8 protein-coding genes and 1 pseudogene are annotated in these 11,789 nt (G+C 73.9%); 4 read left to right on the forward strand and 5 right to left on the reverse strand.

Annotated features, from left to right (window positions below):
• Positions 1-585: 585 nt before the first annotated feature.
• Positions 586-906, reverse strand: coding sequence for a MazG-like family protein (locus tag ACFY23_RS31640; RefSeq protein ID WP_350685845.1), 321 nt, complete (start codon positions 904-906; stop codon positions 586-588).
• 115 nt (positions 907-1,021) lie between these two features.
• Here ACFY23_RS31640 and gdhA point away from each other — a divergent pair, with 115 nt between their 5' ends.
• Positions 1,022-2,359 (forward strand): NADP-specific glutamate dehydrogenase, encoded by a 1,338-nt coding sequence (gene gdhA, locus ACFY23_RS31645; RefSeq protein ID WP_350685844.1) that lies wholly within the window; start codon positions 1,022-1,024, stop codon positions 2,357-2,359.
• A 108-nt stretch (positions 2,360-2,467) separates the two neighbouring features.
• On the opposite strand, the gene ACFY23_RS31650 is transcribed toward gdhA, so the two are convergent.
• The 3 genes from ACFY23_RS31650 to ACFY23_RS31660 are packed head-to-tail and all read right to left on the reverse strand — an operon-like array spanning position 2,468 to position 6,767.
• Positions 2,468-2,896 carry a roadblock/LC7 domain-containing protein gene (locus ACFY23_RS31650; protein WP_350685842.1) on the reverse strand — a complete coding sequence of 143 codons (429 nt, stop codon included), beginning with the start codon at positions 2,894-2,896 and terminating at the stop codon, positions 2,468-2,470.
• On the reverse strand, positions 2,893-5,487 hold the full coding sequence (locus ACFY23_RS31655; protein ID WP_350685840.1) for a LuxR C-terminal-related transcriptional regulator: 2,595 nt from the start codon (positions 5,485-5,487) through the stop codon (positions 2,893-2,895). Before ACFY23_RS31655 ends, ACFY23_RS31650 begins: the two co-directional genes overlap by 4 nt.
• 5 nt (positions 5,488-5,492) lie before the next feature.
• Complete coding sequence (locus tag ACFY23_RS31660; RefSeq protein WP_350685838.1) at positions 5,493-6,767, reverse strand: Hsp70 family protein; 1,275 nt, start codon at positions 6,765-6,767, stop codon at positions 5,493-5,495.
• Positions 6,768-7,063: 296 nt separating this feature from the next.
• Between ACFY23_RS31660 and ACFY23_RS31665 the strand changes: the two genes are divergently transcribed.
• The 3 genes from ACFY23_RS31665 (at position 7,064) to ACFY23_RS31675 (ending at position 11,349) form a co-directional block, all read left to right on the forward strand.
• Positions 7,064-7,945, forward strand: coding sequence for an IniB N-terminal domain-containing protein (locus ACFY23_RS31665; RefSeq protein WP_350685837.1), 882 nt, complete (start codon positions 7,064-7,066; stop codon positions 7,943-7,945).
• A 102-nt stretch (positions 7,946-8,047) separates the two neighbouring features.
• Positions 8,048-9,883, forward strand: coding sequence for a dynamin family protein (locus tag ACFY23_RS31670; protein WP_350685847.1), 1,836 nt, complete (start codon positions 8,048-8,050; stop codon positions 9,881-9,883).
• A complete protein-coding gene (locus ACFY23_RS31675) occupies positions 9,880-11,349 on the forward strand; it encodes a dynamin family protein (protein WP_350685836.1) in 1,470 nt (489 codons plus the stop codon). The genes ACFY23_RS31670 and ACFY23_RS31675 overlap by 4 nt, the downstream gene beginning before the upstream one ends.
• Before the next feature lie 176 nt (positions 11,350-11,525).
• Here ACFY23_RS31675 and ACFY23_RS31680 read toward each other — a convergent pair.
• Positions 11,526-11,789 (reverse strand): annotated as a pseudogene (locus ACFY23_RS31680) (hypothetical protein); the annotation flags it as partial.

An 11,789-nucleotide genomic window follows, 5' to 3' on the forward strand; every position in this document is an offset into this window, starting at 1 on the left:
ACACGCCGAGGGGGTCAGCGAAGGGCGCAAGCACCGTCCGGCGCTCAAAGAACTACGGGGGAAAGATCCGGCGTCTCGCCGGGAAGATCAGAACCGGCCATCCACGCAGGGCGAAGGGGGTCGCCCTGCACGGGCCGGGACCATGTGTAACGACCGGCGGCCCACCATCATTCCGGGCCCGCACGCCAGCCCGTCGGGGCGACGCGGGTCTTGCTCGGCCGTACGCATGGTGTAACGACCCCGCCCCGCCCACGATTCCGCGCCCACGATGCCCCCGGTCACACCCGGAACCGGACACCCGACCACTCACCACGCAGCCCGACCCAGCAACTCGCGCCCAACCAGCCCGGGCGGACCTCCGCACACCAATCGGACATCCAGGCACGGACGGCGCGCGACCACCCACGGGGTGTGGCCCGCCGTGCCCGGCGCAGGGATCAAGCCTGACCGCCCGGAGCCGGGCACGGCGGACCACACCCCCACCCCGACGCACCGCAACCAACCGCCCCCACGGCGCCCAGCGAGCCGGACCCACGACGACAGCACGGCGAGCAAGACAAGCAAACGAGGTCAGGACCCCGAAACTCACCCAGGAAGAGACCCGACCCGATCCCGGACCTTCGCCGCACACGAGCCGAGCACCGTCGCCGCATCCAGCCCGAGGCTCTCGATGGCGACGAGCGCGGTGAACGCCACGTCCGCCAGTTCCGCCGCCACGTCCTCCCGCGTGTGGGTGACGCCCTTGCGCGGATTCTGGCCGAGCAGGCCGATCCAGGCACCCGCGGCCTCCCCCGCCTCCTCGGTGAGCTTGAGGATCCGGCAGGTCATTTCGGCCTGTCCCGTGCCGTTGGCGGCGTCCAGCCAGCCACGCGAGGCCCGGACCGCGGCCCAGATCGAGTCGTCCACGGCGACCAGTGAACCGCACGAAGCTCCCGGTCCGTATCGCGGGACGGTTGGCGGGTACGCCGACGCGGGGTGGTAGCAACGGGTCTACCAGCCGGTAGCGAAGGGACGTGTCAGTATGCCGGAGTCCGTGGAGACGATGTTCGCCAGCGTGGTCGCCCGCAATCCGGGAGAGCCGGAGTTCCACCAGGCGGTGCGAGAGGTGCTGGAGAGCATCGGCCCCGCGCTGACCCGGCACCCCGAGTACGCCGAGGCGAGGATCATCGAGCGGATCTGCGAGCCGGAGCGGCAGGTCATCTTCCGGGTGCCGTGGGAGGACGACCAGGGTCGGATCCGGGTGAACCGGGGTTTCCGGGTGGAGTTCAACAGCGCGCTCGGGCCGTTCAAGGGCGGGCTGCGTTTCCACCCGTCGGTGTACCTCGGGATCGTGAAGTTCCTCGGCTTCGAGCAGATCTTCAAGAACGCCCTGACCGGGCTGCCGATCGGCGGCGGTAAGGGCGGCGCGGACTTCGACCCGAAGGGGCGCTCGGACCGCGAGGTGATGCGGTTCTGCCAGAGTTTCATGACCGAGTTGTACCGGCACATCGGCGCGGATACCGACGTGCCGGCCGGGGACATCGGCGTCGGCGGCCGGGAGATCGGCTACCTGTTCGGCCAGTACAAGCGGATCACCAACCGGTACGAGTCGGGCGTGCTCACCGGCAAGGGCCTGGCGTACGGGGGCGCGCAGGTGCGCCGGGAGGCGACCGGCTACGGGGCGGTGTTCTTCGCCGAGGAGATGCTGCGGCAGGTCGGGGACGGCCTCGACGGCAAGCGGGTGGTGGTGTCCGGCTCCGGCAACGTGGCGATCTACGCGATCGAGAAGGTGCACCAGCTCGGCGGGAAGGTCGTCGCCTGCTCGGACTCGTCCGGCTACGTGCTGGACGAGAAGGGCATCGACCTGGAACTGCTGCGGGAGTTGAAGGAACAGCGCCGGGCGCGGCTGAGCGACTACGCACGGCACGTGCCGCACGCCGTGGCGGTCTCCGGTCGTACCGTCTGGGAGGTGCCCTGCCAGGTGGCGCTGCCGTGCGCGACGCAGAACGAGATCGGCGGCGCCGAGGCCGCGGCGCTCGCGGCCGGCGGCTGCGTCGCGGTGGTGGAGGGCGCGAACATGCCCACCACGCCGGAGGCGGTGCGGATCCTGAGCCGGGCCGGGGTACGGTTCGCGCCGGGCAAGGCCGCCAACGCCGGCGGGGTGGCGGTGAGCGCGCTGGAGATGCAGCAGAACGCCAGCCGGGACTCGTGGACCTTCGCCGAGTCGGAGCAGCGGCTGCGGGGGATCATGCGGGACATCCACGACCGCTGCTGGGCCACCGCCGACGAGTACGGGCTGCCCGGCGACTACGTGGCCGGGGCGAACATCGACGGGTTCCGCCGGGTCGCGGAGGCGATGCTGGCGCACGGCCTGATCTGACCGGCGTCACCGGCCTCGACGTCGGCTGGTCTCGCTGGTCGATCACTGGTGCGGGCGGTCAGCGGTGGGCCACCGACGGGCCGGGGCGGGTGGAAGCCGGACCGCAACCTACACCGGTTTCCCGCCCCGCACCGTCGAGGCCGCGTCGAGGCGCCCCGGCAGGTGCCGTTCGGCCTGCCCGACGAAGAGTGCCACCTCGTACGCCATGTCGCCGACCTCCGCGTCACCGCCGATCAGGACGGTGAGGACCGCCCCGTTCCGGGTGGTGGCGATGAACAGGAACGCCCGCGACATCTGCACGACGACCTGACGCAACGCTCCGCCGACGCACACGCCGGCCGCGGCCAGGCCGAAGGACTCCAGTCCGCCGACCAGGCTGGACAGTCGTCCGGCCAGCTCGTCGTCGACCCCTCGGGAGACGCCGAGCGGCAGCCCGTCCGGGGACAGCAGCACCGCGAACTCGGCCCCCGGCACCCGGTCGACCAGGTCGTCCAGCGCGCCGCTCAGGCTGTCGAGGCTGACCACGGAAGGCGTCATCTGTCGTCCTCTCCCTGCTCTCGTGAGCGGGTTCTCGACGGCGGTCGTTGCGGCCAGGGCTGCCGAGCCGCGCCGCGCGACCGGTCGGCGAGGATCGTCCGCAGCAGGGACAGCAGCTCGGCCCGGTTGGCGCAGTTGAGCCGGGACCGCATCCGCGCCACGTGGTGCTCCACGGTCTTCGCGGAGATGAACAGCCGGTCACCGATCTCGCGGTAGGTCGATCCGGCGAGCACCAGCTCGGCCACCTCCCACTCCCGGTCGCTGAGGCGGTGTCGTGCGGGGCCGGCGACGGCGGCGGAACCGCTCGGGGGGTGCTGCCCGCCCTTGGCTCCGGCCGGGCGTCCCTGCAGCATCCGGGCGCAGTCCAGCAGGGTGGTCATCGCCCGCCGGTCCGAGGTGCGGATGGCGGCCTGGCCGGCGAGCCGAGCGCCGTCCCAGCACAGCCCGGCGTCGTGCAGCCCCCGGGCGGCGGCCTCCACCCGGACCGGGTCGACCGTCCCGCGTAACACCTCCACCCAGCAGGCGGCGGCCGCGGCGACCACAGTGGCGTACCGGTTGTGGTCCGCCGCGCCGAGCAGGGCGGCGACGTGCTCGTCGGCCGCTGTCGGCCGCTCGGCGAGGATCGCCGCGTGCAGGCCGCTCCAGTGCAGGGGTACGGCCCACAGCGGCGGGTCGCCGAGCCGGGCCAGCAACTGCCGCGCCTGGCACAGGTACGGCTCCAGCCGGCTCAGGTGGCCCAGCCGAGCCCCGGCGATGGCCAACTCGCCGAGCGGCAGCAGCGTGAACAGGTCGACCGGGTGGCGGACCAGCGCCTCCAGCGCGGCGTCCCAGCCGCGCTGGAGCGCGCCGGGGTCGCTGTTGCGCCGGGCGATCCCCATCTCCATCGCCCTGGCGAGGAGCAGGTCGCGCGATTCCAGCGGCCGACCGCCGGCGGTCGCCGTGGCGAGGTGGTCGGCCGCGAGGCCGGTCCGGCCCCGGAGCATCGCGATCCAGGCCTGCAGCAACCGGTGCCGCCGGGCCAACAGCGGGCCGCCGATACCGCTGGTCACTGCCCGGTCGAGAACCCCCTCGGCGATGTCCAGTTCGCCACAGTGCATCGCGGTCAGCGCGGCGAGCGCGGCCGGGCTGTCCGGCAGGAGCACCACCCGGCCTGCCGGCTCCAGCAGCGCGGCCGCCTGCACGAGGGTGGACAGCGCGGTGGTGGGTGGCCCGGCGACGCTGTCCCGTACCCCGTCGGCCATCAGCCGGGCGGCGCTGTGGTGCAGGGTGGGCGGTCCACCGGCGCGGCCGTCCGCCACCGGGTCCGCCCCGTCGACCTGCTGGCCGACGGCGAGGGCGCCGAGCGCGGCGAACGCCTCCGCGGTGGCGCCGCCAGCCCACCGGTACAGCTCGACGCTGCGGACGCCCTGGCCGCGGTGTGCGAGCGCCGTCGCGGCGACCACCGCCGCCTCCGCCTGCTCGGCTGCGGGGGCCGCGGCGAGCAGCCGGTCCGCCAGCCGCAGGGCGAGGTCGAGGTCACCGGCGAGCGCCGCGGCGACCGCCTGCCGGACGGCGACGGGCCGCCCGGCGGCCGTGGCCGCGGCGAAGAGTTCCGCCGCGACCGCCGGCTCGCCGGCCAGCGCCTCCTCGGCCGCGGCTTCGAGCGTCGGTGCCGGGCACTCGCCGGCCACTCCGGCCGCGAACAACGAGCGGACCAGCGGGAGGACCGGCCCGCCCCGGGCCAGTTGCAGTTGGGTGAGCCGGAGCCAGACCGCGGTGCGCTCGGTGGCCGGGCTCAGCGCGGTCACGGCCCGCCGCACGATCGGCGCGAGCCGGCCGTCCGCGCCGAGCAGCCCGGCGGCCCGGGTCGCGCCGACCAGCTCGTCCACCTCGGCCAGCTTCCGGTCGAGCAGCGCGCCGAGCAGGTCCACCGGCAGCGGTACGCCGGCCGCGACGGCGAGCAGCAGCCGTCGGACGTCGGGAGCCAGGTCCTCCAGATCCGGTCCGAACTCGAGGATGACCTGCCGGGGCGGCTCCGCGGGAACGCCCGGGGGGCCCTCCTGGCCGCGCAGCCCGCGGGCCAGCCGCTCGACGTCGCGGGGCACGCCCCCGGTCTGTCCGTGCACGAAGTCGACCAGGTCGGGCTGTCGGCCGAGTTCCGGCGCGCCGGCGAGGTAGGCGGCGGTCTGCTCCCTGGTGAAGGGGGTGAGCAGGACCAGGTGCCCGTCCCGCCGCAGCGCGGCGGCCAGCTCGACCAGCGCCGCGGGCCGGGGCCACGGTCGGTAGCCGACGGCCAGGCGGTGCCGGCGGGCGGCCACCAGGTGGTGCAGCGCCCTCAGCCGCGCGTCGTCGAGCAGTTGCGCGTCGTCGACCAGCAGCACCGTGTCCGGGTCGACCGCGTCGGGCTGGTCGGGTGCGCTCTCGAGCACCGTGCAGCCGGCCCGCCGGTAGAGCCCGGCCAGCGCCTGGAGGTAGCTGCTGCGGCCGTGGCCGCCGGGGCCCGTCACGCCGAGCACCAGCGGCGACGCCGGAGCCGCCGCCACCGTGTCGAGCAGGGCCCGCGGCCGCCGGTCCAGCACCAGCCGGTGCCCGGCGACCCCGCTCATGGTCATGCTGGTCATCCTCTGCCGCCCCGCCTGCGGGCCACCGCCAGGCGGGACGCCTTCGGCAGGTCCAGCGGGGCGAACCGGACCGGCGGGCGCGGTGGTGGTTCGGTCCCGACCCCACCGTGGTGACCGGGTCGGTGCTGCGGCGCGACGGCCGACGCGCCGACGCGGCCGGCAGCGCTGACCGGGGCCGGTCGGTGGTCCCGCCCCTCGCGCCGGGGGCGCGGCGACACCATCTGACCGGCGGCGAGGGCCGCGCCCGTCGCGGCGGTCAGCTGGGGATCGGGCTCCACCTCGACCGGCACCGGAAGGGCCGCGGCGAGCAGTTCGGCGACCAGCGGGATCCGAGTGGATCCACCGGCGAGCAGGACGCCGTCGAGCTGCGCCGGCGCCAGCCCACCGGAGTGGACGGTCCGCAGCAGCAGGTCGACCGTCGCCTGCACCGCGGGGCGGATCATGTCCTCGAACTGCACCCGGCTCACCGGTACGCGGGCCGGCCCGCTCGGCAGCGTCACGAGCACGTCGGTCTGCGTGCCGACGGTCAGGTCACGCTTGGCCCGCTCGCACCCGGGCAGCAGCCCGCGCAGCGCGTCGTACGCCTGCCGCGATCCGTTGCCGCCGAGTTCACGGGTGAGCGCGGTCCGGACGTGCTCGGCAAGCGCCTCGTCGAAGTCGGCACCGCCGATCCACCCGAGCCCCTGCGGGAAGCCGAAGGTCTCGTACGTGCCCCGTGGGGTGCGGCGGACGAGGGCCGCCTCGAAGGTGTTGCCGCCCAGCGCGTAGACGACGGCGGCGCCGCCCGGGAAGCCCCGCGCCGCGTGGCTCTCGGCCACCGTGACGGTGCACGGAAGCAGCGTCGCATGGCCAAGCCCGAACTCCCGCAGGGCGGTGTGCAACAGCTCCCGCCGGTGCCGGCCCCAGCCCGCCGGGTGGCTGAGCACGACGGCCTCGGCGGGCTCACCCTCGCGGTCGCGTACGCGTTCGACCACCCACGACGCCAGCACCGCGGTCAGCGTCTGCGGTGGACACGCCTCGCCGGCGAGCATCAGGGGCACGTCGTCGCCGACCCGCCGCACGAAGCCCCGGGCCGTCCGGGCCCCGTCGTCGGCGCCGGGCTCGCCGATCGTGAGCCTGCCGTCCAGGGTGAGGTGCAGCACCGACGGCACGACCACCGACCCCGCGTCCAGCGGGACCCCCTCGGGGCGGCTCCAGGTCGCGCCCTGTCGCCGGGCCACGGTGGCCACCGTGTTGGTGCTTCCGATGTCTATCCCCAGGACGTACGGCATGCGCTTTCTTCCCTCACCGCGAGTCGGCCGGTCGGGGCGACGGCGTCCACACCGCGCGGCGACCACCCCCGGCAAACCCCGTGGGCTCCTACGTTCGTACCAGAGATCACTCCGGCATCAGGACCCTAAATCAGGCTGGGACGGGACCCCCAATCCCCCTAACGTACGAGGGGGCGCGGGCCCTAATCCGGCGGGGCGGGTCGCGGGTTCGTCCCCGATGACCGGAACCGGTCCCCGGCCATACCGTCACTGTCGACGATCCACGGTCGCTGACGTACATCGAGGAGATCCCGCACATGACCCTGCACGACTTCGTGCTCAATCTGCTCATCGACGCCGACGCCAAGGCGGCGTTCGACCTCGACCCGGAGGGCGCGCTGCAGGCCGCCGGGCTCACCGACATCACCCCCGCCGACGTGCAGGACGTCGTCCCGCTGGTGGTCGACTACGCCCCGACCCACGGGCTCGCCCCGGTGGCTCCGGTGACCGGCCAGCTCGGAGCCGACCCGCTCGCGGCGGACGTCACCAGCGTCGTCAGCCAGCTGCAGACGGCGACGCCGGAGCTCAGCGTCGGCGGCTACGGCGGCCTGGACGTCAAGGCCGGTGTGCTGGGCGCCATCACCGTCGACCCGGCGGCCGTCGGCGTCACGGCCACCGTGCTGCCCGGGATCGGCCTGGGTGCCGGGCAGCACGGTCTCGACACCGACCTCGTCGGGGTGCACGACCTGGCGCACACCCTCGACGCCGACGTGGTCGGCGCGGTGGACGCCACGGCGGACCCGGCGGTCGGGGATCTGGCCGGCACGGTCGGCAACCCGGGCACCGTGCTCGACGGCACCGACCACGGCCTGCTCGGCACTCCGGACGGCCTGCTCGGGGGCGCGCTGTCCGGCACCGAGGGCCAGGTCGGCGGGATCGTCGGCTCGCTGGGTGGCGACGACGCGCTGGGCGGGCTCGGTCTGGGCGACGGCGGCTCCGGCGTGGTCCCGCCGGTCGACGTGCCCGCCACCGTGGGCGGCGTGACGGGCCAGGTGGACGGCGTCCTCGGCGGCGTCACCGGAGCGGTCGGCGGCGTGACCGGTGACGTCAGCGGTGGCGTGACCGGCAACGCCGAGGTCCACGGCGAGGTGTCCGCCTCGGGCGGCGGGCTGCTGGGTCTCGGCGACGGTCTGCTCTGACGGGCTCCGGGCGAGGGTGGAAGGCCGGGTCGCGGGCAGCGATCCGGCTTTCTCCGCATCCCTCTTGATATTTGAGCCGAAATCCGCACACTTGGTGCGGTGATGGCGGGGATCTGGTTGGACGTGCTCGACGGGATCGCCCGCACCTGCCGCGAACACGGCCGGGGCGACCTGCTCCAAGCCGTCCGCGACAAGCGTGTCCAACTGCTCGACCCGACCCTGCGCGTCCTGGTCATCGGCGAGCCGAAGCAGGGCAAGAGCCAGTTGGTCAACGCGATCGTCAACGCTCCGGTCTGCCCGGTCGGGGACGGCCCCACCACTGTGCTGCCGACGGTCGTGCGCCACGGCGAGGTCGTCTCGGCGGGGGTCGTCCACACGCCGCCCGCGACGGGTCCGGCCGCCGGGACCGTCGAGCGAACCGCGGTACCGGTGGAGCAGATCGCGGCCGCGGTGGCCGGCACGCTCGGGCGTCGGTCCGGCGGCGGCCCCGCGCACGTCGAGATCGGACTGCCGCGCGCGCTGCTCGGCGCCGGGCTGGTGCTGGTGGACACGACCGGCAGCGACGAGGTGACCGCGATCGGCGGCGGCGCTCCGGTCGCCGCCGTGAGTCGGGCGGACGCGGTGCTCCTGGTCTCCGATTCGACCCGGGAACTCTCCGTCGCCGAGATCAACATGCTGCTGCACCTCACCCGGTCGCATCCGAACGTGGTGGTGGTGCAGACCAAGACCGACCTGGTGCCGGACTGGCGTGCGGTCGCCGAGCGCAATCGGCGACACCTGACCGAGGCGGGCGTACCGGCGGCGCTGATCCCGGTCTCGTCGGCGTTACGCCTACGGGCGGCCGTCACCGACGACCGCGAACTCAACGCCGAGTCGGGCTTCCCGGTGCTGATCGCCCGGCTCCAGCGGGACCTGGCCGGTAAGGCCGATCCGCTGGCGCGCGCCGCAGTGGCGTTGACCGCCCGTACGGTGGTCGAACAGCTCGCCGCGCCGCTCCGCGCCGAGTTGGAGAGCCAGGAGGAGCAGCAGTCCGGCCCGATCTCCCAGCTGCACGCGGCCCAGCGGGAGGTCGACGAGCTGCGCCGCTGCTCCACGCGCTGGCAGAACACCCTGACCGACGAGATGGGCGACCTGCTCTCCGACATCGAGTACGATCTGCGCGACCGGACCCGCCAGATACTCCGGATGGTCGACGAGGCGTTCGACACGGCGGACCCGCTCGTCGCCTGGGACACTCTCGAGGATTGGCTCGAACGCAGCCTGGTCGAGGCGGCGGAGGCGAACCACGAGTGGCTGGTCCAGCGCTGCGACTGGGCCGCGCGCCGGGTGGCCGCCAACTTCGCCCGGTACGGCTACGACGTGCTGCCGCCCTGGTCGGTGACCGTGCCGGAGGACCTCGGGGACCGGCTGCCGGAGATCGAACGGCCGCGCATCGACCGGTTCACCGCGAGCCAGAAGGTGATCACCGGCATGAAGGGCTCCTACGGGGGCCTGCTCATGTTCGGCCTCGCGCTGACGCTGGCCGGCATGCCGATGATCAACCCCGTGTCGATCGGCGCCGGCGCGCTGTTCGGCGGCAAGAGCATCCACGACGAGGGCCGACAGCTGCTCCGCCGCCGCCAGTCGACCGTCAAGACGGCGATCCAGCGCCACGTCGACGACTACTTCGTCCGCATGAACAAGGACTGCCGGGACACCGTCCGGCAGGTGCAGCGGATGCTTCGAGACCACTTCACCGCGCTGACCGAGGAGTTGCAGGAGGCCATCATCCAGTCGTTCCGCACCGCCAAGCAGGCTGCCGACACGGACACGGCCGTCCGCGAGCAGCGCCAGCGCGAGATCCGACTGAAGATGACCCGGCTGGCCGCGCTCTACGACCAGGCCCAGCAGTTGACCGGAGCCCGGACCGCCCCGGCCGGCCTGGGGTCCCCCGCATGACAGTCGGCCTGCGGCTCGACGAGGCGGTGTGGGGGCTGCTTCAGCGCGCCCTGCAGCTCTATCGGGACAACCCCCGGGCGACCGCTCGTCTCCGCCACCAGTTGGCGCGGCTGGAGCAGCCACTGCGCATCGCGGTCGCCGGCCCGTGGCGGTCCGGGAAGTCCACCCTGCTGAACGCCATCATGGGCGAGGAGGTCGCGCCCGTCGGCGACGCGGACGACACCGACGTCTTCACCTGGTACGAGGACGCGCCGCAACCGCGCGCCATCGCCTACTCGACCAGTCACCCGCCGCAGGAGCTGGCGATGGTCAAGTCGGCGACGGGGATGCGGGTGGACCTCGTCGGCTGGCGGGCCGGCGAGCTGCGCGACATCGTGGTGCGGTGGCCCACCCGGGCCCTGCGGCAGGTGACCCTCATCGACACGCCCGCGATCACCGGCGTGGACGAGCACGGCCGGGCGCCGGTGATGGACCGGGTGCTACGCGACGCGGACGCGGTGCTGTACCTGACCCGGGACGGCCGCGGCACCGACCTGAGGGTCCTGGAGACCAGTCGGGAGAGCGCCGCCGGCCAGGCGGCCCCGGTGAACGTCGTCCTGGTGCTGTCCCGGGCCGACGAGACCGGCGGCGGACAGATCGACGCCCTGCTCACCGCCCGCCGACTGGCCCGCCGGCAGTACCGCGACCCCCGTGTGACCGCGCTCTGCGTGGACACGGTGGCGTGCAGCGGGCTGATCGGGCTGGCCGGCCGGGTGCTCAGCGAGTCGGATTTCGCGGTACTGGCGCAGTTGGCCCGCGTGCCCCGCGAGGCCCTGGAGCCTCACCTGCTCTCCGCCGACCGCTTCGCCGGCGGCGAGCTACCCGTACGGCTGGACGCCGAGGTACGCGCCGCGCTGCTGGACCGGCTCGGCCTCTTCGGCGTCCGGCTCGCGGCCACGCTGGTCCGTACCGGCTGCGACAACCGGGCCAAGCTGTCCGCCGAACTCATCCGCCGCAGCGGCCTGACCGAGCTACGCGAGTCGGTGAACCGTCTGTTCATCGACCGGCGGGACGCGCTCAAGGCGCGCTCGGCGATGGCCGCCGTGGAGGCTCTGCTGCGAGCCGAACCCGAACCGGGCACCGGCGAGCTGCGCACCATGCTGGAGCAGATCCTCGTCGGCGCGCACGAGTTCCAGGAGCTGCGCCTGCTCGCGGCACTGCGGAACACCCGGCTCGGATTCGACCCCGAACTGGCCGCGGAGGCACAGCGGCTGGTCGGCGGGGACGGCATCGGCCTGGCCGCCCGACTCGGCGTCGAACACGACGCGACCGCGCAGCAGCTCTGGGAGGTCGCCTCCGACACACAGTGGAGGTGGCGGAACCGGGCGGAGGACAGCATGCTCCGGCTGGCCCAGCGGCGGGGCGCACAGGTCGTCGTCCGCAGCTGCGAGGGGATGCTCGCCGAGCTGGCCGAGGGCGGCCGCTGACGTCAGGGCACGCCGAAAACGCCTGACCGGCCCACTGCTGGTGACAGCCGCCGGGTCCACGGCCTGCGCGGCGAACAGCAGCGCGCCACGACCGACCGACCCCGAACGCGAAGACGCGAAGACGCCGCTGGCCGGCACCCCGGACAGGGGTACCGGCCAGCGGCATCACGTGACTGTCAGCTGTTCCAGTGCTCGGCGACCAGGTCGGCGGCCTGCCGCTCCCACTGCGCGTAGTGGTCCGGGTACGCCGACACCTGCACCGTCTGCGCCGCCTTGGTCAGCGGCATGTCCTGCCACCCGTCGACCTGCTTGAGACCCTTCAGGAACGCCATGGTCGAGTACTCCGGGTCGGTGATCTGCTCGACCGTGCCCCAACCCGAGGACGGGCGCTGCTGGAACAGGCCCTGCGAGTCGTGGTCGTTGCGCTCACCCAGATGACC

The organism is Micromonospora sp. NPDC000121, assembly GCF_042899165.1.
GTDB lineage: Bacteria > Actinomycetota > Actinomycetes > Mycobacteriales > Micromonosporaceae > Micromonospora.